Origin of the sequence: Trichocoleus sp. DQ-A3 (assembly GCF_039961975.1) — a bacterium.
Lineage (GTDB): Bacteria > Cyanobacteriota > Cyanobacteriia > Cyanobacteriales > FACHB-T130 > FACHB-T130.
On record NZ_JAMPKC010000017.1, the window covers coordinates 81,488 to 108,084 of the forward strand.

Below are 26,597 nucleotides of genomic sequence, written 5' to 3' on the forward strand. Positions count from 1 at the left end.
TGAGGCGGTACTCCGAGCAATTCCTCTATTTCCATCGAGTTTGGTGTTTTTTCTATTGGCGTAACCCGTAAGGTGGCGGTTACAATCAAGTTGGTAAATATACATTTATTAGTAAATGCAAGGGACTCAACGCGCACAAAGTTTGTCTCTAGATCTTGATTATGCCTTCCAAACTCATAAAGTAGTTAAGGTTTGGAAAGACACAGTGCGTAACGGTCTACGGAAACAACCATTAGAAGATATTCACGACTTTTTAGATATTCACAGAAATATTCAAGCCTTTGCTAATCGCTTGCGTAAAGATGTTCTTGATGGTCATTACAAACCGTCATCCCCTGAATTTGTTCATCTGGAAAAAAGAGACGGCATTCCTAGACGACTTGCAATCCCAGAGCCAGCCGATGCTCTTGTTCTTCAATGTATCGTCGAAGTCTTGGAAAATGAGTTAAAAAAAGCGCAACCGTCACAGAACGCATACTACTCACGTACTCACACACCAGCAGATGTAGAGCAGGTTGATGGTACTTTTGCTTATCCTTGGTGGATATTATGGCCACAGTTCCAGCAACGTATATGGAAATTTGCGAATTCGCACCAGTATGTTGTAGTAGCTGACATTGCGAATTATTTTGACTGTATTCCATTACCGTCACTTCGCAACACTTTGGCATCCTGTGGGAAGTTTAGTGAAAATCTTCTCAATTTTTTGTTTTACTTGCTTGAAGCATTTTCATGGCGACCGTATTATATGCCGCATTCTGGTGTTGGATTACCCCAAATAAACTTCGACGCGCCACGCTTATTAGCCCATGCTTACTTATTCAAGCTTGATGAAGAACTAGAGAGAGCCACAAACGGGGACTTTGTTCGATGGATGGATGATCTTGATGCGGGTGTTGGTTCGCGTGAAGAAGGGAAACGGCTCTTAAGAAACTTGGATAACGTCCTTAGCAGCCAGGGACTTCGATTAAATACTAGCAAGAGCCGAATTTTATCTGCACAGAATGCTGTTGCACACTTTTGGATTCAGGAAAATCGCGCCCTAAAAATTATTGAAAACTCTATAAAGCAAGGTACTAAAAATCCAGCTATACAAGCAAAACAGAAATACTTACTAAAAAAAAGCTTTAGACGATTTCATCGGGAGGAAAGACTGGGACAATGGGATAAAGTATTCAAACGCTATTTCAATCTATTTGGGCGTATTAAAGATACTTGTCTTGAAAACCATCTGCCATTGATTCTTGCAGAAACCCCTAGCCTTAGAGGCACAGCCTTTACTTATCTTGTCCGCTTAGGCATTACTTCAAAGCGATTAAGCCTAATTGAAGACTTTCTCTTGTCCGGTCATTGCGAAGACGATGTTTCGCTCTTTGAAGCTGTTAAGTGTCTTGTAACGTGGGAAACTCCCGCTACAGGTAAACTCGTCAGCAGAATGGTAATCCTTGCAAACAATGTCGCGAAGAAAAATGGCTCATACTCATCTTCAGGGATAACTGCGGCTATCTGGTTGTTAGCAAAATATGGTTCAAGAGCAGATTTGATGTCTTTAATAGCTTCATCCAAAAATGTTTGGGAGAAATCTGCTTGGGCTGCCAGACAAGTTGCTGCCGTAACACCGCTTCTTCTTGAACAAGATTCCCTTGATATTACTGAAAAGATTACGCAAAATGCTTTGCTACAAGCTTTGCAAGTGCTTGCACATATTTCCAGTCTTAAAAGACTAACAAGTCTAGATAAGCAGTTGAGTAGTTACTTAAGGCATCAACCCTCGTCAAGCTGGGCGTATTACTCGCTTCCAAAGGTTATTCTTGCCATAGCCCTGTTGCAAGGCAACTTAGATCCTATCCAGAAAAAAAATTTGCGTAACAATCTATTAAGTATGGTTACAGACCGTCGATATAAGTACCTCATTAATCAACAGCCATAGTTCCCAGATGAGCGTAAGCCGAGCATCGTTAGGCAAAGTTTACCCTATGGAATTTTTAATTGGCAACATTGTTAAGAGGTGACATCATCTGCCTCAAACCAAGTTGCATGAGGTTCTTTATTTTGTTAAATTCTTGACCTGGCAGGAAGGATGTAGAAGCCAGTTAGATAGCAGTTAGTCAGAAGAAAAAATAAGCGATCGCATCTTCAGATTTTTTGAATTTGCAACTTAGGCAAACTCGATCCACACTGAGATAAGGATTTATTTCGGAGTAAAATCGGATGCCAAATTTGCTTGAAAGAATTACAGTTAATCCAAAACAGTGTGGTGGTCGTCCCTGTATTCGGGGTATGAGAATTCGGGTATCAGATGTGCTGGACTTGTTTGCGGCTGGTTTAAGTGCCGAAGAAATCTTGGAGGAAATGCCCGATCTGGAAATGGAGGATCTGAAAGCAGCACTCACCTACGCGGCGCGTAAAGTCGATCATCCAGTTCTGGTGGCATGACGATTTGGGTAGATGCACAACTGTCGCCTGGAATTGCACCCTGGATCGCGAATACATTTGGGGTGACAGCAGTAGCCTTGCGCGATATTGGTCTGAGAGATGCTGAAGATTATGAGATTTTTGAGGCAGCAAAAGCGCAAGGAGCGATCGTTATAACCAAGGACAGAGATTTTGTTGATTTGGTCGCTCGCTACGGGGTACCTCCACAAATTATCTGGTTGACGTGTGGCAATACATCCAATACGCGATTGCGAGAGATTTTGAGTGCAACATTGCCAGACGCTTTGGAGCTTTTGCGCTCAGGCGAGATGTTAGTAGAGATTAGCGGGGATTAGTCCATCAACGGAAGGACTAGCGATCGCTAGGTGATATTTTATTCGCACAAACCAGTTAGATGGCAGTTAGTCTAAAGCAGAAATAGGCGATCGCAACTTTGACCCTCTCGCGGCTTGAGCGCGATCGCCAATGTTTGCAGGATGATTATTCGGTCAATTCAAGCCAGTCAAGTACATCTTTTACGGTATGGTGATACTCGGTATCATGTCAATAACAGCCTATGCCTACCGCCGAAAAGGCTCTTGCCTGCGTCGGAGTATGACAGAGGCTCTTCTTAAATGGATAATTATGGCTAAACTGGCTTGAGCCTGCCGTCCCTTGCTAACTCGTACTTGCTGCACCAGGGCTGGATTGAGAAAGCTCCCAGATGTCCAATTTTACATAAACGATAGTAGCCATAGGCTGTTTGGCACCCTGGAAAATCGCGGGGCAAATTGCGCCATTTAATTCCATTATCTGCTCGGTAGACAATAGCATTCAAAATCTCTCGTAAGTTAACCTCTCAGTGTTTACAAATTAGTGTTTACAAAAAGGCTTGGCACAAAGTAACAAAGGTTCAATCTGTTGCGGTTCCTCATCGTTAAAGTCACTGTCGTAAAAGGGTTGACTCATTTATTACATCTTGTATCGATTATTTGATCTCCTGCTATATACTCGCTTCATATCTATTTACCAACTGTCTCTTACATCTCAAGTTTTCAGCCCATCAATTAACTACAGAAATACTTTGCTGATTCGCGTGTTTGCTTAGTAATTGTTAATTTTTTTACTAACTTTACTGTAAAGCAAAAAAAAATGCTATGACTTGTTCGCTCAAATTTAAACAAACTAATCTCGACTCGCTCAAACCTGAATCTGTTTATAAAAAAATATTGCTCATTAAAAATTATTAAGGACTAATTTAGATTAACAAGGGAATACCGTAGTTTTGCGGTTGTTGTCAATAACTTGCTGATTGTTAATATATCAATAAGCAATTAATTGAGATAGCTAGATATGGAAAATAAAATTAAGCTCGGTCAAGTTACCCAAGTCGGCTTTGGGACAATTATGGCACTGATGGTTGGTATAGGTATTAGTTCCAAAATCAGTACAAATACTTTGGTAGAAGCAGTAGATTGGGTAACACACACTTATGAAGTTAAAGATAAACTGGGGGGGTTGGAAAAAAATCTAGTTGATGCAGAAACAGGGCAAAGAGGTTTCATTATTACGGGGAAAGACACTTTTTTGGAACCTTATAATAAAGCTCTTGAAATAATAAATAAAGATTTCAAGGAAATACAAAAACTTATACAAGACAACCCCAAACAATTGGAAAATTTGGCTAATGTTGAAGATTTGTCTCAAGAAAAAATTTCAGAATTAGCGGAAACTATTTCTTTAAAGAAAGCAGGTAAAGAAACAGAATTAAGAGCTTTAGTGCTTTCTGGTAAAGGGAAGCAAGTTATGGATCATCTTCGCGAAGAGATTGGCGAAATGATTGCCATAGAAAATGAACTACTGGATAAAAGGAAAGAAGAAGCTAAACGAGCCGAAGAAATATCAAATTTTATTTCTTTAGGCGGCACTGCTGCTGCAATAGGTTTAGCTTGTTTTACTTTATGGTTTATTTCTAAAAAGGTTGTCCGACCGATTAATGACGTGACTAGTGCGCTGGCTAGTTCTTCTACAGAAATTTCTACTGCTGTCGAAGAACAAGAACGTATAGCAACCAACCAAGCTGTTGCCGTTAATCAAGCCTGTGCAACGATGAATGAATTAAATGCATCAGCTCGGCAAGCATCAGAACAAGCAGAGGCATCGCTAGAAAGTGCAAGACAACTATTAGTCTTAGCAGAATCATCAACCAAAGGTGCAAATCAAGTATTAGCTTTAGCAGAATCATCAACCAAAGGTGCAAATCAAGTATTAGCTTTAGCAGAATCATCAGCCACAGGTTCGCGGCAGGTACTATCCTTAGCTGCATCGGGCAATCAATCTGTCATAAAAACTGTAAATGGAATGTCAGAATTGAAAGAAAAAGTTGTCGCGATCGCAGACCATATTGTGAGTTTAAGCGAACAAGCTAATCAGATTGGCAACATTAGCGCCTTAGTTACAGGCATATCTAATCAGACAAATATGCTGGCATTAAATGCCGCAGTAGAAGCTGTACGTGCAGGAGAAAACAGTAAAGGTTTTACAGTTATTGCTAGCGAAATTCGCAAATTAGCCGATCAAAGCAAAAAGTCAGCAGAAAAAATCAACACGTTGATTTCCGATATTCAAAAAGCAATAAATTTAACAGTGGTAGTGACAGAACGAGGCAAGAGAAATGCCGATGAAACTATTGAAATGTCCAGAGAAACAGCCGATGCTTTTGCTAAAGTGGCTCAAGCAATTAATGATGTGGTCTTAGAATCCTCCACAAATGTTACCCAGGCAATTAATGATATTGTGTTGGAAGCGTATGGCAGCGTAATTCAAGCGATTGAGGAAGTTGTTTTAAACAATCAACAGGACTCAATAGCAGCAATTAATGATGTTGTGTTACGCAGTCAGCAAATTTCTCTCACTGCTAAGCAGCAAGCTCTGGCGATTGAGCAAGTGGTAGAAGTGATGAATAATTTGAAACAAGGATCGGTAGAAACAGCAAGTGGTTTAGAGCAAACTAAAATTGGGATGCAAATGGTGAATCAATCAGCGCTTAATCTCAATGCGGTGGTTTAGTTAGACAGATTATAAACTGCTATACGTTTAAGTCATCCTCAGTAAGAGGGTCGCGACTGCGATGACAAAATAAAGCCGAGAGCGTGCTGTGATGAGTAACAATATCGATATAGAACTGCTGCATCTGTTCTAGAAGCTGCACATCCTGCATCAACAGAAAACCACGCGGGTCAGCTGTTAGGGAATTCTAGTTATCAGCAATTGGGCAACCTGTGGCTGTGGTCAACTTTTCGCGATCGCTCATAGATATCCTTACTTAACCTTGTTTAAGTTAAACTCTTAATGACTTCGTTAAATTAACCACGCTCATAACGACTCCGAATTGACAAGAGTAAGTTTTGGCAATTTCGGAACCATTAGGGAGTCGTCGGAACGTCACTTGAAGGCGTTTGAGATTAACGACTGGGAGCCGCTCAAATTCCACAGGCTTTAACTCGTGCCATCCATTCCCCAAATCCCACACGGCGAAAGCGAGTAGGCTCGGTCTCAGTAGGTTCCTGAACCTGCCAAGAGTGCCAGGGAAAATGACCGATTGGAAGAACACTGCCATTGGAAGCGGATTCTTTAGCGGTTAAATCATTAAATTTGAGCCAAGTTCCGTTTTGCTTCCATCCCACAGCTTCTCCGAACTTGGTGTAATCTCGATTCACTTGAGAACTTTCCCAAATTCGCCGCTGAATGCCGAACCCAAAGCGATCGCCACTTGCTTGTCGCCAAAGTTGGTCTAGAGTTTTGAGATGTTTGCAAGGCATCTCCCGGATTTGTTCGGGTGTAATTTCGTCTACAGTCTGCTCAAGTGCCTTGGCATCTCCAGGAATCACCGCCTCTTTAAATAGATAACTGGTTGCCGAATCCATCCAGCGCCAATCCTGAGCTTGTGCTGCTTTCTTCAAATCGTAGGAAGGCCAAAAGCAACCCTGCTTAGAAATTGCACCATTTGTCATGGTGGCGTTGCAAAGCCGTGTATCGCGAAATCCTGTAATCCCCGTATCGGTCAAATCCGCTCGATCGAGATAAGCCGGATCGTGCTTCAGTTCGCTGAAGTCAGCCCCTACCAGTTTTGCCCCAATCAGAATTGCTCCCTGCAAATCAGCATCTCTAAAACGCGCACCATTCAGGCTAGCGTTGCTTAAGTCGGCCTCCCGCAGGATTGCGCCAGAGAAATTGGCTCTGGTAGCCTGAGTACCGGAGAGCAAAGCATTGGTTAAGTTGGCTTGGCGCAGGTCGGTGTCAATCAGGCGAGTCGCCGCACCAGAGAAGTCTGTCCATTGGAGGTTTGCCCGTTGCAGATTCGCCTCCGATAAATCTGCCTCTCGGAAAATTTGGCGGGAAAAATCGGTACCGGCTAAGTTTTTACCATTCCATTGCACAGCCCTCAAGTCAGGAATCTTCTCATAGCTACGCAGACGATGCCAGTTAGAGAAGTTCAGTAGGGCAAAGATAGCGATCGCACTTCCTCCCAAGATCCACCACAAACTTTTTTTGTGCCACATCCTTATTTACCCGAAGTAGGAATTTTGCAAGCCTATCCTAAGCCACAAGTAAGAAAGTCGGCTTAATTCAAGCAATGTTTGGATTGAGGGGGCGTTTACAAACGTATTTTTAAAACTTCTGGGTCGCTTTCACCCGCGAAACGAACTGCGATCGCTAAAGTAAGAATTACAGCTCTGGCTATCTCTGGCAAAATTCCGGATGATAGGGTACTAGGCAAAATTGGCAGGAAGTCACTATGAAATCACGCGCCGCGATCGCTTGGGAAACTGGCAAGCCCTTAGAAATTGAAGAAATTGACCTAGAAGGGCCAAAAGCCGGAGAGGTTTTGGTTCGGATTGTTGCCACAGGCGTTTGCCATACGGATGCATTTACGCTGTCTGGTAAAGATCCGGAGGGCATTTTCCCAACGATTTTGGGGCATGAAGGCGGCGGTATTGTGGAGGAAGTGGGTGCTGGCGTCACTAGCGTGCAACCAGGCGATCATGTAATTCCGCTGTATACGCCAGAGTGCGGGCAATGCAAGTTTTGTCTGTCTGGAAAAACGAATCTGTGTCAGGCAATTCGCGCCACGCAAGGCAAAGGATTGATGCCCGATGGAACTAGCCGTTTCAGCAAGAACGGTGAAACTATCTATCACTACATGGGTACCAGTACGTTCAGCGAATACACCGTATTGCCCGAAATTGCGATCGCCAAGATTAACAAAGCCGCGCCGTTAGAAAAAGTTTGCCTCTTAGGATGTGGCGTTACCACAGGCATTGGTGCCGTATTGAACACGGCGAAAGTGGAACCAGGCTCAACGGTTGCGGTGTTTGGTTTGGGGGGAATTGGGTTAAGCGTCGTTCAGGGAGCCGTAATGGCTCAAGCGGGACGGATTATTGGCATAGATATCAACCCCAGCAAGTTTGAATTGGCAATGCAGTTAGGCGCGACGGAATGCATCAATCCCAAAGACTACGAGCAGCCAATTCAGCAAGTGATTGTCGAACTCACGGATGGCGGTGCTGACTATACCTTTGAGTGCATCGGCAATGTCAATTTGATGCGAGCTGCCCTTGAAGCTTGCCATAAAGGTTGGGGAGAATCAACGATTATTGGGGTTGCGGGTGCGGGAGAAGAAATTAGCACTCGTCCGTTCCAACTGGTTACGGGGCGCGTGTGGCGGGGTTCTGCCTTTGGCGGAGTCAAAGGGCGATCGCAACTTCCCGGTTATGTAGAACGATATCTTGCAGGTGAAATTAAACTTGATGAATTCATTACTCAGACGATGCCACTAGAGCAAATTAACACGGCATTCGATTTGATGCACGCGGGTAAGAGCATTCGTTCTGTGATTCTGTATTCGTAATATCATGTCCGCCTTGCCCATAATTAAGAGAACCCCACCCCGCCATAGCCTGCGGCTATAGCTCCCCTCCCTGCTTGCGGGGAGGGGCTGGGGGTGGGGTTCTTCTCGATCGCGCAGAACTTGGTATGCAGCATTATTAAGTCATGAACCAACCCGTCCCGACAAACCTCACCATAGTCAGCCGCAACCGGAGTTTCGGTGGCTGGCAATCTGTCTACCGCCATCACTCTGCGGTACTCGACTGCGAGATGAATTTTGGAGTTTATCTTCCACCCCAAGCTGAAAGCCAATCGTGTCCGGTACTCTATTGGCTGAGTGGACTAACTTGCACGGAACAAAATTTCATTAGTAAAGCAGGCGCACAGCAATTCGCAGCGCAATACGGTGTAATTGTGGTTGCTCCCGATACCAGTCCGCGCGGCTGTAATGTCCCTGGAGAAGAAGATAGTTGGGACTTGGGAACAGGTGCGGGATTCTATCTCAATGCAACGCAAATGCCTTGGGCAAAGCATTATCGGATGTATGACTATGTAGTTTCAGAATTACCGGAAGCGATCGCTTCCAACTTCCCTGTAATGCCAATTCGGGGCATTTTCGGACATTCAATGGGTGGTTATGGTGCCTTAGCGATCGCCCTGAAAAATCCCGGAATGTTTAAAAGTGTCTCCGCCTTTTCTCCAATTGTTACCCCAAGCCTTGTCCCTTGGGGACAAAAAGCGTTTCAAAATTATTTGGGCGACAATAAATCTGACTGGCTAGCTTACGATCCGATGCATCTAATTAAATCTGCTCCAGAAAGATTGCCCATTTTGCTCGATCAGGGAGATGCCGATCAATTTCTAGGCGAACAATTGCAACCCGACGTTTTTGCACAAGCTTGTGCCGAGGTAAATCATCCCCTCACTCTCCGCAAACAACCCGGTTACGATCACAGTTATTATTTCATTGCCTCATTTATTGGCGATCATTTCGCTCACCACGCGGCTGCTTTGGCTCAACCGGGCTTTTGATTACTCTAACCTAATAAAAACCAATAACATTTTATTTACATTTTTCTAAAAAGTGGAGCAAAACTATCTATTCAGGTAAATGTAAATTGAATTTTGCGAAAAGCCAATCGAGACATAAAATGAGAAGGCAAAGTGTTAAATTATCTGTTTTTGCTTTTCTTGTCGCTTTCACGCTAGTTGGTTGTTCTGAATCTACACAAGACTTAAAAATTTCCTCCCCGCTTCCATCAAAAGCTCAACCCGAGCGAGAAGTTAAAGTTGCAAAAAAACTTAACTTTCCAGGGGTTAACGTTGCTGCGAAAAAACAGGTGATTGCCAGAGGCGGAGGAATTACTTACCCAGGTTGGGCCAATGCCAATGATAATGTGGATTACAAAACAACAACAAATTATCCACAGCTAGGTCGATGGGGAAATGAAACGAATAATGGTAAGGGCACGTTTCAAGTTGTGGATTTGGGTTCCGTTTATCAACTTAATGGAGTCGGCTATAACATCGATTGGGATGGCGCGTTTAAGAATTCCTTGACATTTCGAGTCGAAGTATCAACAGATAACAAGTCTTGGCAGTTAGTTTCTAACATTGTTCATCCTTACGCTCCAACAACTGTTTTTAATAAACTTGATATTGATGTTGCAATCAAACCGACTGCTGCGAGATATGTCAAATATTGGGAACCACCGGACGGACAATGGAATGGTTGGGGTACTTTTCATCAACTCAGGGCTTATTCTTCAAAGTCTGTTAAACGGTAATCGCTAGGCTGAACGCTCTAAGTAAAACAGAGCTATTAGATAAAGCTAAATTTGGCGAAGTTCGCGTTGCTTGCCGCTGCTGAATGGTATTAGCAAGTCAAGTACGCGATCGCCAGGTAGTTCCAAAATTGTTGGTACGATCGCTACTGAATTGGTGTTGTTGATGGACGATTGCAAAACCAGTATGGATAGAAAACTTTCCCCAAGATACTCATAACAGCGCACCTCGAAAAATAAGAGCTGATGACCCAGTGGTGTAAAATCCTAGATCCTAGAGACAGTTAACGGCGGTCAACGGAGTCTAAACACAATGGAATCACATCGGAAGCCAACAGTTGTAATCACGGGTGCCTCGTCAGGGGTTGGTTTGTACGGTGCAAAAGCGCTAGCCAAAAAGGGATGGCACGTAGTGATGGCTTGTCGGGATTTGGAGAAGGGGAAAAAAGCTGCCGAAACAGTGGAAATCCCCCAAGACAGCTACACCCTCATGCAAATTGACCTAGCCTCTTTGGAGAGCGTTCGCCAGTTCGTGAATAACTTCAGAGCCAGCGGCAAGTCCTTGGACGCATTGGTGTGCAATGCCGCAGTTTATCTACCTTTATTAAAAGAACCATTACGCAGTGCCGAAGGTTATGAACTGAGCGTGGCGACGAATCACCTGGGTCATTTCCTGCTGTGCAACCTGATGCTGGAGGATCTGAAAAAGTCCTCTTATCCAGATCGCAGACTTGTGATTTTGGGAACTGTGACGGCAAATCCGAAGGAGTTAGGAGGTAAGATTCCGATTCCAGCGCCTCCAGATTTAGGCAATCTCCAAGGCTTTGAAGCTGGTTTCAAAGAACCGATTGCGATGATTAACGGCAAGAAGTTTAAACCAGGCAAAGCTTACAAAGATAGCAAGCTTTGCAATGTTTTAACCATGCGGGAACTGCATCGGCGCTATCACTCTTCCACAGGCATTACCTTTAACTCCTTCTATCCGGGATGCGTTGCAGATACACCTCTGTTCCGCAACCACTATCCTCTGTTTCGGAAAATCTTTCCGCTGTTCCAAAAGAACATCACCGGGGGATACGTGTCTCAGGAGTTGGCAGGGGAAAGGGTTGCAGCGATTGTTGCCGATCCTGAATACAAGGAATCCGGGATGTATTGGAGTTGGGGAAATCGCCAGAAACCCGGTCGTCAGTCTTTTGTGCAAGAGGTTTCTGACGAAGCCAGCGATGATAACAAAGCTCAAAAGCTGTGGGATCTGAGCGCTAAGTTAGTTGGAGTAGCGTAACGAAGACTGTGCGTTAGCGAATTATTGGTCATTGTTCAATATAGCTATCTGGTTTTGATGTTGTCTGCCGAAACATCAAAACCAAGGCTAAACCTTTAATCGCAGCACTAATCGGAGGTAGAATCATTGCCCCGCCTAAAGCAGAAACTGGAATCCACCAACCCGCTCTCGAAATCTGCCGCTTCAGCAACAACCATTGTGCAGTTCCAACAATTGCTTCATTTATTGCACCTATCTTAGATAGGCTAAAAAGCTCATACGAATTACTTAGATCCAATGATATAAAGTCACTAAAAAAATCAGATAGTGCGTTTGTAGATATAGAGTAACTCGCTAGCACACATACTGGTAAAGCTACCGCTCCGCCTATAGCAGACGCTGCAATCCACAAACTCGATCTCTTAATTCGCCGCTTCAGCAACAACCATTGGAAGCAACCCAAAATAGCCCATACAACAGTCCAGCCAAAGGGAAATCCGTTGCTGCCAAAACCTCCAGTCAAAAGTGTTACAAAAAAGCCAGCAACAATCCCAAGCAAACTACCTATAGTAGATAAAGCAATCCAGCCTAACCAAAACTTCCATTCCGCACTCTTTAGCATTGCGAAGTTAGAGGAGTTATTCATAGACCTCTGTGAAAAAATTTAGATTAAAATTTTAGCCGGTTTTCCCGGCTTGGGTGTGTTAAATACATATTTATTTGCCCAGTTGTCAAATTGTTGATGGTCGCAACGAATTGTCACGCAACCAGGCAGAAGTCTTGGTTTCAAGCTTTCTATAAAAGTGCTTGTACTCAACAGCAGCTTACTTCACGTCGCAACTAGACCAGCTCGGCAGAAATAACCCACCATGAAAACTCTCACCCTGCTTCATCAACTATGTGAGGGGTGGGTAGTAAAGCTGATTGTCATTCTTTAGGTGGGTATTTTACCAAACATAAAATATAGCCTCAAAGCCATTCACTTTGAGGCTATTCTCCTTCAAACTATTAACGCTTGAAGTAAGACGATCGCGGCTTTTTTATGGCTGTTACTGAGCCGAACCATCCGGACTATCGGCAGCAGGGTTTTGTTGACTGCTGGATGTTGAATCTGTTGCACTCGATTCGTCTTGAGCTGGAGTGCGATCGCTCTCACTTTCGGACTGTGTGGGAGCAGTTTGTGTCGAAGGTGCTTGTTGAGCCTCAGGCTGCTTTGGCTCAGCATTGGGCACAGTAATGTTGATGTTAGGTGCCGGAGCTTGCTGTTGAGGTGCCGGAGCCTGCTGTTGAGGTGCCGGAGCTTGCTGTTGAGGAACTGGAACCAAAACATCCCTAGTTCTTTCAATGATCGTGGTTTCTTTTCTAGGAGCTTGCTTTGCTTCAGGAGCTGGCTTCGCTTCAGGAGCTGGCTTGGCATCTGGTTGTCTAGGAACCACAATATTTGGGATAACCGGAGCGGGTGCCTCATTCCGTTGGTTTAAAAAGAACCAAGTACCAGCGGCTAAGCCTACCAGCGAAGTCAGGAGCAAGCCAATTACTAAGCCACTCGCCGCATTGTTATTATCCCGAACAGCTAAATTCTCTTCTTGGTAGCTGCGTTCGGAGATTCGACCGCTAACGTAACCATCCCGGTAGGAGTCAGCGTTAGGCTTAACAACGCCATTATTAACTGTTTCTTCTGTTCGCGTTACGTTGGTGTGAGTATGACCGTTAGCGTCATTGTAAGAATCCTGACGAACTTCACGGTTATAAGTTTGGTAATCCTTTGGATTAGTCATAGCTGTTGATAAACTCCAAAAAAATGTAGATAAAATAGAACCTTGAAAGTCTGTCGGCGTGACGCACTTTCTTTCAAAAAAGAATTCTTAGCTTTGTTGTAGTTTGATTCGCTACTTTTGCTTGAATTGTTTTTAGAATAACTTTTGCAAACGCACGAATAGCTCTATCTCAAGAGCGGATTATTACTTCTATCAAAGGGCTGACTGTTTCAATAACTGCTATAAGGTATTAGCGAAAGTTGATAGATATAGGACAAGCTTAGTAAAGCGAAACGACTTTCAATAAAACGGGTATCTTTACTAAATCTTTATTTTTATATGAGCAGTCTTTACTAAATATTTATAGATAAAAGAAACCAGTTATGCTGAGTATTAAGCGGTTTGTAGGCATGGGCGTTTATAGATGAATGGCACTGACATAAGGAGAAATGCGAGGATTTGTAGGTTTGTTCCATGCGACTAATCGTTACCCAACATTTCAAAGGGCTTAGCTGGTTTCGTCGAAGGAAATCTAGCCTACGTGGTTCAGGCTTAAGTCAGTGACTCATACTAAAGGTAAAAATCAAGCCGTAACCAGCAACGGTAGCGATCGCGTCTGGGAATCCACTATCGTCAACGAGAATCTAGATGAAGTATTCCCCAAATCGCTATTGATGCCAAGCAATCTGGGAGAGCGATCGCACTCTTTCTCTATTCAAGACACCAACACACCGAAGACAATATTCTGTAAAGGGAACAAATAAATTAGCACTCGACAAACCGCCTCGCCTACTGGTGAGTACGGAACGACTGTTCTAGTTCTAATAAGGAAGGCTAAAGGATGGTGCAATACCAGAGCTTGGTGCAACACCAGTAGGAACCATCCCAGCGATCCTACTGGGGTCATAAAACTGCACATTAAGCTTCTTAAGAAAGGCAAAATTGGGATCAGCAGTAACATGATCGATACTTCCATTGGAACTGAGCCATCCCTTGACATTAGCCTCGTAGGATAAAAGCCATTGTTTATCATAAAGCTCATCTTTATCCATGTAAGACTGCCACTTATTTAAGTTAAGTCCTCCGGGTATTAGACCTCGCTGATTTGCATCCAAGGACAGAAGAGCTACTACAGAATCTTCCATCATTGAAAGAGCAGCGGCAGCTGGAATACCAATGCTGACATTGAAAACTATACAGCTCCAAACAGCCCAAGCTACTTCGCTGCCGTGATTGAGGGGAGCCTGATGAATAATTTGGTCATTCATTACATTTTCGACAGAGGCTAGGTCTAACAACCAACCTAGTTGATAGTAAGGCAGCAATTGACTAAGCACTGAAGTGAAAGTTCCTGGCTCTACGTTAATGCACTGCATAAGCAAGTGCTGAAATAATTGCCAGTTTGCAGCATCAATTTTTACACTTTTCAACCGGGATACGGCGTATTTTAAAACCTCTTCTTCTGGGTTGTTATTCATTAAATTAAAAGCCCTGTCAAAAAAACTTATAAGGTCTGTCTTCTGTCCTTTAGAAGTTGTCCTAATGCTAAAATTTCGTAATTCAGCAACCCATAGATGCTCTGGATCTGGAAGTTCAATAATTTTTGTTTTTCGTGGATTTAGTTCAAGTTCATACTCATTGAGTATCTCTTGTATTTCTGAGATACCTGCTTCAGCCTTGGAGTAAGTAGCAAAACCAAGTTCATAATCGTCAATATGTCGAAATCCACGGAGTCCCGGGAATTTTTTAGCTAATATTTGATCTGCGGCACAAAGGATTACTTCTGCTATGACAAGAGAAGTATCAGGGCCAATTGGTATACCCATCGTTTGGCTATCTTGTCCGTTGCGTATCCACATATCTAGAGTGTTACCTAAATTCGATGTCTGACGATTAGCCTTGGCGTAATTTTTTCCATGAATAGCCCACGGGATACTATGGGTATAAATAGAATGATAGAAACGCGAAATGTCCGTCCTAAGAATAAATCTTGCAGTAGCTCGTGTGTGTGCTTGGAAGATAGAAAGTTGTGAATGATCGTGTGAGGGAAGTAAAGCACGACCACTACCTGAGTTGGGGGTTGGAATACTACGTGAGAGGTTAGAATGTTGGAAGTGTGCGTCGATTTGAGACCAATTTTTCTCAATATCAGAGCATAAGTTGAAGTACAGGATAGGATTGGGAATTCCAAGCTTGCGGCGTAAAGTTCCAGCTCGTGCTAAGTTGTGGCACGTAACCTTTCCAGTTAGTTTCTTATTGGTGAATGAAGGTGGAAGAGAGGATAGATTTAGGACTACTTTAGAGGCAAAATCATTGCTAGTAAATGGCGGGGGAAGCTCACGAGGGAAGTAACCACGAGAAAGGAGAGCAAGTAGGTTAGTCATGTGTGCTTTCCTGAAATCAATAAATGTTCTTCAATCAGCTTCGCAGCCATTAGTCTCATTAAACTGTAGCATAAATGTATTATACGGAATTGCAAGCTTTCACAACCTATTGAGCAGATGATTGCTTCCTCCTCAACCTCTCGCCTCAAACCAGCGATTTGCTAAAAGCAATACCGTTCCGCGATTGCATCCTCCCCAACCACCCGCAAACTCAGCCTTTACAGGTGACAATCAAGCAATAACTAGCAAAGGATAAAGTCATGGCTGAAGTAGAAATCTACAGCGCAAGCGTGTGTCCCTATGCCCATCGGACGCGACTGGCGTTGCTTGAGAAAGGTGTAGAGTTTAAACTAACCGAGATTGACTTGCAGAATAAGCCGGAGTGGTTCGCGGATGTCTCGCCTTATGGCAAAGTCCCAGTCATTAAATACGGTAGCGCTGCGTCTGGGAATCCACTATCATCTCTTTTCCCTCAACAGTCGCAATTTTCTTACCTAGAAGATTCTTTTAATAAATAATGTTCCACCGTTCCTTTCTCATCTTGATAAGTCTTTGAGTAATTTTCATTGAGGTAAGTGCTGAATTGACTGTTACTCTTAAATGTTTCAATCCATCTTCCCAAGACAATTTGTTCGGGACGATACTTTTTCAAAACAGTAATGATATCATCGAAAGTCAAATTTCCCGATTTTAATCGTTTATCTGACATAACGGCAAGTTCTGGAGGAACCGGCAAACCCGCATAAAAAGCGTATATGGGACGATCCGTGAATATCCATTGAGTGGAATCCTTGTGTTTCAACACTAGATTCATAACTTCAAGACTTTTGGGTGGTCTTCCTTTAGGCTTAGCAGGAATCGCAATCATAGAGACAATCAAAAGTGCTGTGGCTAAGAGGGGAAAAATTAGCTTTTTGAAGTTTAAAGATTTTGGATTAGAATTCCACCCTTCTGGAAAAAAATTAATGACTAAAGCAACTCCATAGCCAGCTAACCAGCAGATGGGAATCGCCAGTAAAGGATAGTAGTGATACCAAACAGGTTTATGCTTGAGGAGAATTAGGCTAGCAGTCACTAGCCATGTTATAGGAAAAATCCCCTCTCTTTGTTTTTTAAATAAAATTGCTAGACTACCAATGAATGCCAAAAATACATAGTCATAGTCTTGATAAAGAAAGTAAGGTAAATTTTCAATATTATTAAAGGTTGTTGATTGACCTTGAACTTTCTCTCCCAAGTGTGCTTGAACTAGCTGTTCATAATTAAAAGCTTGAAAAATTAAGCTAACTCCCAGATAGATAACTGCAATAAAAATTAACCATAAAAGCAGAGGAGATAAAACAGAGGACGGAAAGAAGTTTTTTGATTTACTTCCCTCCGGTTCTCGGAGTTTAAAATCCAGCAGATAAAAAATCATTAAAGGAACCAGAAATATAGTAAATAGTTTCGTTTGCAAAGATACCGCTAGAACGGCTCCGGATAAAATGATGAAATGTTTACGACGCTGCTGTTTGTAGAGAGTTAGCAAATAAATAGAGAGCATTGCCAGCGATAGAGAGGGAATCCCAATCATCACGGAAATGCTGAGTCTAAGAAATAGCCATGAAGTGAAAATTAATAGTGTAGAGACAAGAGCAGGTATTGTTCCTAAATAGAAGCGTAAAATTTGATAAAAAGACCAGATTAGAAGTGCTGAGAAGAGTATAACCAACACCCGTGCTGCAAAGACTGAATATCCAAATATATTAAACCAGTACGATAATAAGACTGTGAATAAAGGTGGTTGATCGTTCCATATCTGCGTATATAGAGAAAAGCCTTGTGAGTATAAAAGCGCTTTTATTAAATTTAATCCCTCATCATAATCGAATTCAAAAGCCTGATTGACTGGTCTAATTGCCAGTACAAAGCCAACGTAGAGAAATAGTATGATTATAGAAAAAAAGATATTTTTTAAATGGGTCATCTTTAATAAATTTTTCAATTTTATAGGCGGTGAAAGCCTAAAATTCATAATTGATGAGAAGCTAATGGTAAATGAAGAGGATATTTTTAATACATTTTAAAAAATTAATTGCACTCCGGAACCCCACCCCAACCCTCTCCGTTTATGGGGAGGGAGAAAGGAGAAAGGGAGAAATCCTAGTTGAGAGGGGTTTATATAACTTTTCACGGGTGAGATGCTCCCAATTAAATAGCTACCAGACAAGCCTTATGTAGGTTTTTAGTAATAGGTGAAATTAGCCAAGCGTCTGTATTATGTATCTGACCTTATTACCTCGACCTTACCAATGATTGCTTGGGTTCCTGGGGAATTTCCGACCGCATCGTGGGTTTCCAATTGTTGTCCCTTGCTGGGCGAATACCACCCTACCTCAAGACGGTAGCGATTGGGGGGCGTACCGGGTGCAACTGTAAGTTTATGGACATCGCGTAAAACTGTCCCTGAAGTTACTTTATCTGTAAAAAAATAGCCATCCACCGGATGTGCATCGGAACGATTTTGTAGGTTTCCTTGCCTGTCGCGCAGACTGATGTTAATGGTCATATCAGGGGGCATCGGTGCTAAAAATTTCCAGTAGAATGTCAATACCAGCACTTCACCGGGCGAGAGTTTAGAAGTATTCAGGTCATAACCGAGCAATTGCACCTGCTTGCCAAAAGATACAGAAAGCGGAACCTGAATGCGTTCTAAATCCTCCGGTAAAGGCACCGGGCCAGGATACACTCGTGCATAGTCAATATCGTGCAATCGTGCCGCATACAACGGTTGCTGGGGGGCAAAGTAAGCGATCGCTTTTGGTTCTGGTAACTGACGCTGGAATTGGTTGTAGTACAATACCACGCGATTCGCTGTCGTCCAAGGTTGAGGATCGGGCAGAATATCTTTTTCGATCGGTAAAGTTTGACCGTGAAAATAGGCGGCAAATGAGGAACTATACCAACTGGCGACTTTGATTTCTTTCGCATTCGGTAACTGATTCAACCATTTAGCCGCTAAGTCGAGACCCTCGCCTTGACCGATCATAAATATCTGTTTGGCAGCACGCGAACCGCCCAGCAAAGGGTTGTAATAGCTTAGGTAATAAGGATAGTAAGGTACAAGGATGATGAGTTGGAAGAGGAAAAGCGCGATCGCTGTGGTTACGCCTCGATTGATTCCCCACTGACCAATGTGATGCTTCCCAAAGCGACACCGCAGTGCCTCCGCGCCGCGTCCGACCCAAACCACCATTTCTAGCCAGCCAACCGCAGATAGCAGTGCTAGCACTGGCAAAAAAAGATTAATGTAACGGTCGATCTTGCTGTCGCTGGCTGATAAAATCAGCAGCACAGACAAAGGTACTAAAGTGAGTGCTGTTAGTTCCGGCATTCTCTTTTGGTGACGCCGCAGCTTGGGGATTAGCAATATTGCTAAAAATGCCACCAACCCCACTTGCAGCACGGGTGAGAGACGATACGCCAGCACTAGCGGATAAAAGAGTAGTCCCGGCGAATCAGTTATTTGCCCTAAAAAGAAAAGTAAGCCTCTGTCTGACTCTTTCAACAGACCTTTATAAATCTGCGCTACAACATAGGAAGGGGACACCCACGTCGCAGGCCAAATTAGAACGAATGTCCCTAAAATGCTCAATCCCCACCACCTGAGATCCACTAACTGCTGCTTCCAACCCCTTTGAGGAAAGCTGGTTCTCCAGTGCCCCAACTCAATTAGCACGATCCAGATCGCGATCGCTGGCAAGATAAATAGAGCCGTCACTTTTGTTGCTGTTGCCAGTCCCATAAATACCCCAGAGGCGACAAGCAACTGGCGACGATAGCGATCGCTCCGCAGATACAGTAAAAATAGCAGCAACGCCAAAATACTAAAATCCGCCATCAGCGCGTCAGTCGTGAGGTAGCGCTGATAAGCCAAAAAGAAGGGTTCGAGTAGCAGTAGGCTAAGAGAGCATAGCGCGACGGATTGCCCCAACAGCCGCTTGGTGAGGATATAAAAACCCACCATACACGCTGAAGCGATCGCACCCTGTAGCAAGCGCGGCAGCACGTAGAAGAGCATGGGGAACTGAACTTGGTTGAAACAGGCATCCAGGTCTAGTGGCTGATTCAGACCTAGCAAACTTGGGAACTGCTGTTGCAACCGACAATTGGCTAACATACTGCTGCCAATCACCCACATATTGGTGACGCCTGGATGATGACGGCGATAGGTACCAGTTAAATCTCCCTCCAGCAAGTTCTGTATAAAGGTGCTACCGCGAGTCATCCACAGCACTTCATCAGAATTGATGGGAACGGTAATTGCCAGGATGCGTAGCGTCAGCGACACCAGAAAGATGCCGAGCAAAAGAGGAGAGCCTTTTATTTTGATCAATAGAAGTATGTGACTTTAAATTAATAGCCCATTCTCCGACTTTTAGAGGCTGTTTGTAAACATCGGTGAGCAGATAGCCTTGATCTAGCAGTTCTATATAATTCCGAAATGCGAAATCCCCGGATTCTTCAAGAATTCGGGGATTTAAAACTGTTAGGCTCTCATACCTTAAATAGGATTGCCCTATTAAGCTTGATTCGTGATAAAAAAAGTTTACTTCCCAGACAACAGTAACTCTATCACTTCAAACGCCCAGAACGTAGGATGCTTACAATTAGCCACAAACCCAGGAAGCTAGCAGCAGCAAATAAACCATTGCTTAATAAAGATAGCCCCCCTCCTGTTTGAGCATTGCTGGAGATAATCGCCGCCCCGATAATTAGGGAACCCACGACAACACTAAAGGAAAGGCGGTTAGCAGAGTTCTCCAAACTGCGACGAAATGGAATGATGTCTGGCATCTTTATATTCCACTTCAAAGTTTCAGTCGTGATTCTTTCAAGCAGCAACTCCACTTGCCGGGGAGATTCCAAAGACAAACTTTTGATATCTAAAGCGGTTCTCAACAAAGCTTGTAATGGGTCATCTCCGAATAATTGACGCCGAAATAAATCGGTCATCAAAGGCTTAATTTCCTCGATGAGATTTAAGTCTGGGTCAAATAAATGCCCTGTCCCCTCCAAATTCGCTAGCGTTTTTGAATATAAGCCCATGTTGCTAGGCAACCGGATTTTATTGTCGCGGGCGATTTGCAACACTTCATAAAAAACTTGACTCAAATTAATTTGTGACAGGCTCAGGTTGTAATACTTTCGCAACAGCTTTTCAAAGTCACTTTCCAACTTTGCTAAATTTGCTGGTTGAGCCGATTCAGCTAATTGCAAAGTCAACTGACTACAGCGACGGGCATCAATATTGGCGATCGCTAACAGCATCTCTGTTAAAATCTGCTGAGTCCGGGGGTCTAGTCGCCCGATCAGCCCAAAGTCAAGCAGCGCTACGCGACCATCTCTCAGATAAAAAATATTGCCTGGATGCGGGTCAGCGTGAAAGAAGCCGTCAAGATACAACTGTTGAAAGAAAACGCGACACAGTAGCCGAGTGATGTCTCGCCGCTGGTCGCTGGGGCTTTTACCGTCGTTGATTTGCTCGAAATTTGCCTCTAGCAGCGGTACCCCATCTAGCCATTCCAGTACCAATAGCTTTTGGGTGGTTAACTGCCAAATAATTTCCGGAATCACCACCTGCTTCGGGTCAAACCAGCGGCTGGTCGATAAATTGCGGCGTAGCTGGTTGGTGAAATTGGCTTCTTGGGTAAAATCAAGCTCAGCCAGCAAAGCATTAGAAAATTCGTTCGCTAAAGCGACAATATCGATATCTGGCCCAATATCGGTGCGAGCAACTAAATCGGCTAAACCTTTAATGATGGAAATATCTTGAGAGATAATCGCATCAATTCCCGGTCGCTGCACCTTCAGAGCCACTTCCCGCCCATCTGCTAAGGTGGCGCGATGCGTCTGAGCAATTGAACCAGCAGCAACCGCCACCGGGTTGATGGTGCTGAAAACCTCCTCCATCGGACGATCCAATTGCTTCCGAATCACCACTTCAACCTCTGACCAAGGCACGGGCGGTACCTCAGATTGAAGCGTTGACAGTTTTTCAATGTAGTCCGCCGAGAGTAAGTCAGGGCGAGTCGAGAGCAGTTGCCCCAGCTTGACATAGACTGGCCCCAAATCCACTAAGATGTTGCGAAGGACGGCGGGAGTCGGCAGCCTCGGTTCATCAGCTTTGCCGCCGGTCAAGAGCCGTCTCATGTAGTCCCAACCGTTGCGGAAGACGACCTCAAGGATTTCTCTTTGGCGAGAAGTGGTTTGGGTTAAGGAAAACACGGGTTTTAAGGGATAGCTAATGGAATCATGGAAGTCTGGCTAATGGGTCTTGAACAATTCGCAATTCGCCATTAGCCATCATCCCTCTTATTAATACTTCATACTTCCAACTTCTGCCTTCCGTTGGAGGGTAGATTACAGCAACTTTTCAAGCTTCGGATCGGTTCGTAGCAACTCAAGAACCTTTTTGATTTCTTGGGTGCGGTCTTTTTTGACAATCAGCGTGACATTGCGATCGCGTACAATCACCACATCCTCCATCCCAATCGTCACGATTACCTCATCCTCACCCTCGGCGTAGAGAATCGCCCCTTGGGTATCCATTCCCACGTGAGTCGCCAGTTCTACATTGGGCTTATCGCCTTTCAGCAACCGTTCGATGGCGTTCCAATCTCCCAAATCGTCCCACCCGAAGGACACTGGCAGCACATAAGCCAGCTGAGTCTTCTCCATCAGCGCATAGTCGATACTCTTCTTCGGCATCTGAGAGTAAGCTGCAACCCCTTTTTCTTCGAGAAGATCCATCATTTCCGGCGCGTAAGTGCGAAGTTCATCTAGCACGACCCCAGCTTGGAAGATGAACATTCCGCTATTCCAGCTGAATCGACCCGTTGCCAAAAACTCCTCTGCCGTCGGGCGGTCGGGTTTTTCGGTGAATCGGCTGACGCGGTAGGTGGGAAACTCCCCAACCTTGCCAGTTTCTTCTCCTTGCTCAATGTAACCGTAGCCCGTAGATGGATAATTCGGCTTAATCCCCAATGTCACAATCGACGGCTGAGTTGCTGCCAAAGTAGCACCGGCTTCCAGCGTTTGTTGAAAAGCCTTCTCGTCTGCAATCCAATGGTCGGCGGGGAAAAAGCCCACAACCGCGTTTTCTCCATACCGCTTAGCAATTTCCAGCGTTGTCCAGGCGACCGCTGGGGCAGTATCGCGTCCTTCTGGTTCAACGAGCAAATTTTCCACGGGTAGCTGGGGCAGTTGTTCTTTCACCCCATCTGCCAGCAAAGCCGAAGTAACGACCCATAGCTTCTCCCAGCCTCCAGCCAGAGATAACAGCCGGTCAGCCGTCGCTTGCAGCAAACTCTTGCCGCTGCCATCCAAACTTAAAAACTGCTTAGGTCGGTGCTTGCGGCTGAGGGGCCAGAAGCGTTCCCCTTTACCACCGGCGAGAATTACAGGGATTAGCGATTGATTCATTTTTGGCTTTAGCCTATTGTTTTCGGCTCTATGTTAACCTTGACGCGATCGCTATAGCGGTGCAACCTTTGTGGCAACTCCCGATCAAACGCCTCGTGCAACTTCTCCCCACTTTCTTTAGAAACAAACCTGTAGAAGCAAGCTTAAGGCACCGCTGCAATGTCATTTCCTTTGGGAGATGGAGAACCTGAAGTTATAATCCACCTTGGAAATAAGTCTCCAGAAAGATACATATAGTCTGCGGTTGTGGTGATGAGGTAAACGTGGAAGAAGGTATCAAACAGTCTCAAACCAGTCCAGACCACGAAACATCTAAAGGTTCTAGCAATCAGCAGGAACCCCGTACAGATGCCGTTGATGACCCCGATCCATCACCCCAATCGCAAGCAGGCGATGTGGCAAATCAGGTTTCGCCCCGAAGAAATAGCTTGGGGCGGCGCTTGTTATGGAGCGCTCTCTTTATCATCACAGCAACAGTTTCTGCCACAGTGGGAGCAACTTTAGCACTGATTACCCCTTTGTCGCCGATCGTTGCCTCCCATACTCCAGGACAAAAGACCGCAACTGATGGATGGGGTCGAGGTTTCCAGTACCGTCTGGCGCGACCCGTCAATATCCTAGTCATGGGGATTGACCGCCTCCACAACTCACCAGACAACTCACCAGATAATTTCACTGGCAACAGCGATACGATGCTGCTGTTGCGGTTAGACCCGATCGACCATTCTGTGAAAATGCTTTCCATTCCACGAGATACGCGAGTGGAAATTCCAGGCGTTGGTTTTAACAAGATCAACCAGGCGAATGTCAACGGGGGCGCAGCCTTATCTGCACGAGTTGTCAGCCGTACCTTAAACAACGTCCAGATCGATCGATACGTGCGAGTCACCACTGATGCCTTTCGGGAGTTAGTAGATTTGGTGGGCGGCATTGAGGTATTTGTTCCTCGCCCAATGTCCTATGTAGACGAAACCCAAAAACTCAAAATCGATCTTTCTCCAGGCTGGCAAACTCTCAATGGCGACCAAGCAGAACAGTTTGCACGCTTCCGGAATGACAAGAACGGCGATATTGGTCGGGTGCAGCGACAGCAAGCCCTTCTCAAGTCGTTGCGGCAGCGTCTGACGAACCCAGCCGTATTGCCTCGTTTGCCTCAACTGATCCGGGTGATGTGGAAGTACGTTGACACGAATCTCAGCTTAGAAGAAACCCTAGCACTGGCAAATTTTGGCATCAGCTTGGAGCAAGATGATTTCAAGATGGTGTTGTTGCCCGGTCGATTTAGCGACCCCAAGGAGTACATTGCCAGCTATTGGATTCTGGATTCAGAGGGGAGAGATCGAATCATGCGCCAATATTTTGGACAAGAAATGATGGGAACTGTAGAGGCAAGCCGTTCTCTGAGTAGGCTGAGAATTGCGATCCAAAATGCCACTGAGCAGCCCGATCTCGGTTATCGCGTTTCTGAATATTTGGCGGCGAAGGGATTTGTGAATGTTTATGTTGTGAATGATTGGCCCGACCGCGAACGCCAAACTCAAATTATTGTGCAGCAAGGCGACTTAACAAAAGCAGCAGCCTTGAAAAGAGTGCTGGGCGTCGGTCATATTGAAGCGGCTTCTATCGGGGATTTGGAATCTGAAATCACCCTGCGAGTCGGTGAAGACTGGCTTGATACAATGAAAAATGTAAAATAAAAAATTGAAGAACAGCAAATATACTTGGCGATTGGAAATCGCGGCTATACAAACGAAGTCCGCTTATGCGCTAACGCGCACGCTACGCTAACGCGGATTTTTGAAACTCGCTTCAGTCGGGTTTAGTTTGAGTCAATGCGAAGCAACTTCTGCCTCCTTTTTCCAAAGGGGTTGGCGTAGATGCGAATTCTATTCGCCCTTTTTACCTCCTGTTTAATTTCTGATTAATTCTATGCAACCTTTAACTTCAAAAGCCATTAAAAACTTTGTGGTGCGCGTGCTTAGCGCTATCTTGCTATTAGCTTTGGCATGGCTGTGGGTGATGTTGAGTGCTACTCCTGCTTTTGCTCAGGCAGGGACAATTAATTACACCAATATTAATTTGGAAAATCGGGATTTCTCGAATGCTGATTTAGTCGGTGGTGTATTTGTGGCGGCGGAAATGCGAGGAACAAACTTCCAGGGAGCTGACCTTACTAATGCGATTCTCACCAAAGGAGTGTTATTAAAAGCGAATCTGGCAGGGGCAAACTTGACAGGCGCTTTGGTAGACCGAGTAACGTTGGACGAGGCTAATTTAACCAACGCGATTTTAACGGAAGCGACGTTGACGCGGACTCGCTTCTACGACACCATCATTACGGGCGCTGATTTTACGGATGCGCTGATTGACCGCTACGAAGTGGCTCAGCTCTGTCAGCGAGCAGAAGGTGTGAACCCAGTAACGGGTGTTTCTACGCGGGACAGCTTAGGCTGTCGTTAAACTGTCGTTCGCCAATTGTTGCATTGGCTCCCAGTTGAGGACATCTTGGAGCAATGCCTGATAGCCTGCGACATTGGGGTGGAGTCCGTCTTCGGTAAGATGCGATCGCCACCAATCTTCACCCCGATTCATCCACAGCTCGAAAATATCCAGATAAGGAATCTGTCGCGCCTGACACGCTAGTCGTGTTGCTTCTTTATAGCGATATTGATCCGCGTGATTGTAATAAAAACAGTCGAGAAATGGCATTTTCGCTTCATCGACTGGCACCATCCCCACAAAGAGTACCGGACAGAATCTTTGGGTTAGCGTTGCGGTTGCGCTCTGAGTACATCGCTCCAGCAACAACGCCATTTCTGTTTTGAAAACTTCAAAGTCAGTAAAATTCCGCCCAGTCGGTCGAGCCAGCTGAGCCGAATCATTGACTCCGACTGATAGAATAATTGCATCGGGTACGCGATTTCTAAGCTCACCCCGATGGCGAAACTCTTGCTCTAACCGCTGTTGCACTTGGCTGATGCCGTCACCCCGGACACCCAAATTGTAGAGAACGTGTCCCGGACTGTCTGGCAGCATCCAGCGACGCCGCAGCCGCTCTACCCACCCGCCACCTTCCGGATCGCCGAATCCATAAACAAGACTGTCTCCCAGTGCCACCAGCTTCAGAGGATGGCGATCGCTTTCAGGAAACGGCTTAATCGTAGGAGCGACAAGTGTTTGCATGGACTGTAATCTCGGATTTATTTTCAGAATGATATAGATAGATTGATAAGAATCTACATAATATTAAACGATTCTTTGTCTTGAAAGAAATTCTTCAGTGAATCTCCGGGCGGTGCTAACAGCCACAAAAATTGGGGACTCCTGCTAGACTGAAGGGTGCAAGGTGACAGGAGGGTCGCGCGACTGTGCGCCGCTACTCACGAACAACAATTAACAACTAATCCAACGTGATGCAAAAGCGTTTCAAGTTTGATACAACCGAAGTTTTACTCCGGGCTGAAGAGCTGGTGAGTGCTGCTTCCAATCGCTACCGGATTACCGTTCAAGTAGCGAATCGCGCTAAGCGCCGTCGCTATGAAGACTTTGATAATGTTGACGATCCGATGATGAAGCCAGTGCTGCGGGCGATTCTGGAAATGTCCGATGAGCTAACGCAACCGGAAATTATTGGCGATTAGAT

At 44.8% G+C, this 26,597-nt stretch carries 21 protein-coding genes and 1 pseudogene; 13 read left to right on the forward strand and 9 right to left on the reverse strand.

What is annotated here, in order from left to right; genetic code table 11:
* Positions 1–115: 115 nt before the first annotated feature.
* From NDI44_RS20985 to NDI44_RS21000, 4 genes are all read left to right on the forward strand, one after another.
* Positions 116–1,930: an RNA-directed DNA polymerase gene (locus NDI44_RS20985; protein WP_190416123.1), complete on the forward strand. Its 1,815-nt coding sequence runs from the start codon at positions 116–118 to the stop codon at positions 1,928–1,930.
* A 281-nt stretch (positions 1,931–2,211) separates the two neighbouring features.
* Positions 2,212–2,436 carry a DUF433 domain-containing protein gene (locus NDI44_RS20990; protein ID WP_190416124.1) on the forward strand — a complete coding sequence of 75 codons (225 nt, stop codon included), beginning with the start codon at positions 2,212–2,214 and terminating at the stop codon, positions 2,434–2,436.
* Positions 2,433–2,771, forward strand: a complete 339-nt coding sequence (locus NDI44_RS20995) for a DUF5615 family PIN-like protein (protein WP_190416125.1) — start codon at positions 2,433–2,435, stop codon at positions 2,769–2,771. Before NDI44_RS20990 ends, NDI44_RS20995 begins: the two co-directional genes overlap by 4 nt.
* A gap of 997 nt (positions 2,772–3,768) precedes the next feature.
* Positions 3,769–5,484, forward strand: coding sequence for a CHASE3 domain-containing protein (locus tag NDI44_RS21000; protein ID WP_190416127.1), 1,716 nt, complete (start codon positions 3,769–3,771; stop codon positions 5,482–5,484).
* A gap of 413 nt (positions 5,485–5,897) precedes the next feature.
* Here the strand turns inward: NDI44_RS21000 and NDI44_RS21005 are convergent, their stop codons facing one another.
* Entirely contained in the window at positions 5,898–6,977 is a 1,080-nt protein-coding gene (locus tag NDI44_RS21005) for a pentapeptide repeat-containing protein (RefSeq protein WP_190416128.1), read from the reverse strand.
* 236 nt (positions 6,978–7,213) lie between these two features.
* Here NDI44_RS21005 and NDI44_RS21010 point away from each other — a divergent pair, with 236 nt between their 5' ends.
* The 4 genes from NDI44_RS21010 to NDI44_RS21025 all read left to right on the forward strand — a co-directional run bounded on the left by NDI44_RS21010 (position 7,214) and on the right by NDI44_RS21025 (position 11,370).
* On the forward strand, positions 7,214–8,326 hold the full coding sequence (locus NDI44_RS21010) for an S-(hydroxymethyl)glutathione dehydrogenase/class III alcohol dehydrogenase (protein ID WP_190416129.1): 1,113 nt from the start codon (positions 7,214–7,216) through the stop codon (positions 8,324–8,326).
* Between the two features lie 143 nt (positions 8,327–8,469).
* Entirely contained in the window at positions 8,470–9,336 is an 867-nt protein-coding gene (fghA, locus tag NDI44_RS21015; protein ID WP_190416130.1) for an S-formylglutathione hydrolase, read from the forward strand.
* Between the two features lie 86 nt (positions 9,337–9,422).
* Positions 9,423–10,091, forward strand: coding sequence for a discoidin domain-containing protein (locus tag NDI44_RS21020; protein WP_190416131.1), 669 nt, complete (start codon positions 9,423–9,425; stop codon positions 10,089–10,091).
* 310 nt (positions 10,092–10,401) lie between these two features.
* Complete coding sequence (locus NDI44_RS21025; protein ID WP_190416132.1) at positions 10,402–11,370, forward strand: protochlorophyllide reductase; 969 nt, start codon at positions 10,402–10,404, stop codon at positions 11,368–11,370.
* 28 nt (positions 11,371–11,398) lie between these two features.
* Here the strand turns inward: NDI44_RS21025 and NDI44_RS21030 are convergent, their stop codons facing one another.
* Positions 11,399–11,995: a hypothetical protein gene (locus tag NDI44_RS21030; RefSeq protein ID WP_190416133.1), complete on the reverse strand. Its 597-nt coding sequence runs from the start codon at positions 11,993–11,995 to the stop codon at positions 11,399–11,401.
* A gap of 403 nt (positions 11,996–12,398) precedes the next feature.
* Positions 12,399–13,127: a hypothetical protein gene (locus tag NDI44_RS21035; RefSeq protein WP_190416134.1), complete on the reverse strand. Its 729-nt coding sequence runs from the start codon at positions 13,125–13,127 to the stop codon at positions 12,399–12,401.
* A 539-nt stretch (positions 13,128–13,666) separates the two neighbouring features.
* On the opposite strand from NDI44_RS21035, the gene NDI44_RS21040 reads away from it, so the two are divergent.
* The gene (locus tag NDI44_RS21040) at positions 13,667–13,870 is read left to right on the forward strand and encodes a hypothetical protein (protein WP_190416135.1); all 204 of its coding nucleotides are present in this window, start codon (positions 13,667–13,669) and stop codon (positions 13,868–13,870) included.
* A gap of 57 nt (positions 13,871–13,927) precedes the next feature.
* On the opposite strand, the gene NDI44_RS21045 is transcribed toward NDI44_RS21040, so the two are convergent.
* A complete protein-coding gene (locus tag NDI44_RS21045; RefSeq protein WP_190416136.1) occupies positions 13,928–15,490 on the reverse strand; it encodes an RNA-directed DNA polymerase in 1,563 nt (520 codons plus the stop codon).
* A gap of 260 nt (positions 15,491–15,750) precedes the next feature.
* Here NDI44_RS21045 and NDI44_RS21050 point away from each other — a divergent pair.
* A pseudogene (locus NDI44_RS21050) lies at positions 15,751–15,924 on the forward strand (glutathione S-transferase N-terminal domain-containing protein); the annotation flags it as partial.
* A 56-nt stretch (positions 15,925–15,980) separates the two neighbouring features.
* Here NDI44_RS21050 and NDI44_RS21055 read toward each other — a convergent pair.
* The 4 genes from NDI44_RS21055 to NDI44_RS21070 all read right to left on the reverse strand — a co-directional run bounded on the left by NDI44_RS21055 (position 15,981) and on the right by NDI44_RS21070 (position 22,954).
* The gene (locus NDI44_RS21055) at positions 15,981–17,456 is read right to left on the reverse strand and encodes a glycosyltransferase family 39 protein (RefSeq protein ID WP_190416138.1); all 1,476 of its coding nucleotides are present in this window, start codon (positions 17,454–17,456) and stop codon (positions 15,981–15,983) included.
* Between the two features lie 291 nt (positions 17,457–17,747).
* Positions 17,748–19,838: a glycosyltransferase family 39 protein gene (locus NDI44_RS21060; protein ID WP_199305054.1), complete on the reverse strand. Its 2,091-nt coding sequence runs from the start codon at positions 19,836–19,838 to the stop codon at positions 17,748–17,750.
* A 266-nt stretch (positions 19,839–20,104) separates the two neighbouring features.
* A complete protein-coding gene (locus NDI44_RS21065; protein ID WP_339380856.1) occupies positions 20,105–21,757 on the reverse strand; it encodes an AarF/ABC1/UbiB kinase family protein in 1,653 nt (550 codons plus the stop codon).
* Between the two features lie 135 nt (positions 21,758–21,892).
* The gene (locus NDI44_RS21070; protein WP_190416139.1) at positions 21,893–22,954 is read right to left on the reverse strand and encodes a mannose-1-phosphate guanylyltransferase; all 1,062 of its coding nucleotides are present in this window, start codon (positions 22,952–22,954) and stop codon (positions 21,893–21,895) included.
* 263 nt (positions 22,955–23,217) lie between these two features.
* On the opposite strand from NDI44_RS21070, the gene NDI44_RS21075 reads away from it, so the two are divergent.
* Both NDI44_RS21075 and NDI44_RS21080 read left to right on the forward strand, forming a co-directional pair.
* Positions 23,218–24,651 (forward strand): LCP family protein, encoded by a 1,434-nt coding sequence (locus NDI44_RS21075; protein WP_339380857.1) that lies wholly within the window; start codon positions 23,218–23,220, stop codon positions 24,649–24,651.
* A 256-nt stretch (positions 24,652–24,907) separates the two neighbouring features.
* Positions 24,908–25,414, forward strand: a complete 507-nt coding sequence (locus NDI44_RS21080; RefSeq protein WP_190416153.1) for a pentapeptide repeat-containing protein — start codon at positions 24,908–24,910, stop codon at positions 25,412–25,414.
* Here NDI44_RS21080 and NDI44_RS21085 read toward each other — a convergent pair.
* A complete protein-coding gene (locus NDI44_RS21085; RefSeq protein ID WP_190416140.1) occupies positions 25,400–26,137 on the reverse strand; it encodes a GDSL-type esterase/lipase family protein in 738 nt (245 codons plus the stop codon). The two genes, NDI44_RS21080 and NDI44_RS21085, sit on opposite strands and share 15 nt — an antisense overlap.
* A gap of 230 nt (positions 26,138–26,367) precedes the next feature.
* Between NDI44_RS21085 and NDI44_RS21090 the strand changes: the two genes are divergently transcribed.
* A complete protein-coding gene (locus NDI44_RS21090; RefSeq protein ID WP_190416141.1) occupies positions 26,368–26,595 on the forward strand; it encodes a DNA-directed RNA polymerase subunit omega in 228 nt (75 codons plus the stop codon).
* Positions 26,596–26,597: the final 2 nt, after the last annotated feature.

Bases quoted from the DNA above. Each gene is read 5' to 3' on its own strand.
- fghA (WP_190416130.1), top strand. From the start codon at position 8,470: ATGAACCAACCCGTCCCGACAAACCTCACCATAGTCAGCCGCAACCGG.
- NDI44_RS21085 (WP_190416140.1), bottom strand. From the start codon at position 26,137: ATGCAAACACTTGTCGCTCCTACGATTAAGCCGTTTCCTGAAAGCGAT.
- NDI44_RS21045 (WP_190416136.1), bottom strand. From the start codon at position 15,490: ATGACTAACCTACTTGCTCTCCTTTCTCGTGGTTACTTCCCTCGTGAG.
- NDI44_RS20990 (WP_190416124.1), top strand. From the start codon at position 2,212: ATGCCAAATTTGCTTGAAAGAATTACAGTTAATCCAAAACAGTGTGGT.
- NDI44_RS21000 (WP_190416127.1), top strand. From the start codon at position 3,769: ATGGAAAATAAAATTAAGCTCGGTCAAGTTACCCAAGTCGGCTTTGGG.
- NDI44_RS21010 (WP_190416129.1), top strand. From the start codon at position 7,214: ATGAAATCACGCGCCGCGATCGCTTGGGAAACTGGCAAGCCCTTAGAA.
- NDI44_RS21035 (WP_190416134.1), bottom strand. From the start codon at position 13,127: ATGACTAATCCAAAGGATTACCAAACTTATAACCGTGAAGTTCGTCAG.
- NDI44_RS21070 (WP_190416139.1), bottom strand. From the start codon at position 22,954: ATGAATCAATCGCTAATCCCTGTAATTCTCGCCGGTGGTAAAGGGGAA.
- NDI44_RS21055 (WP_190416138.1), bottom strand. From the start codon at position 17,456: ATGACCCATTTAAAAAATATCTTTTTTTCTATAATCATACTATTTCTC.
- NDI44_RS21030 (WP_190416133.1), bottom strand. From the start codon at position 11,995: ATGAATAACTCCTCTAACTTCGCAATGCTAAAGAGTGCGGAATGGAAG.
- NDI44_RS21005 (WP_190416128.1), bottom strand. From the start codon at position 6,977: ATGTGGCACAAAAAAAGTTTGTGGTGGATCTTGGGAGGAAGTGCGATC.
- NDI44_RS21025 (WP_190416132.1), top strand. From the start codon at position 10,402: ATGGAATCACATCGGAAGCCAACAGTTGTAATCACGGGTGCCTCGTCA.
- NDI44_RS21090 (WP_190416141.1), top strand. From the start codon at position 26,368: ATGCAAAAGCGTTTCAAGTTTGATACAACCGAAGTTTTACTCCGGGCT.
- NDI44_RS20985 (WP_190416123.1), top strand. From the start codon at position 116: ATGCAAGGGACTCAACGCGCACAAAGTTTGTCTCTAGATCTTGATTAT.
- NDI44_RS20995 (WP_190416125.1), top strand. From the start codon at position 2,433: ATGACGATTTGGGTAGATGCACAACTGTCGCCTGGAATTGCACCCTGG.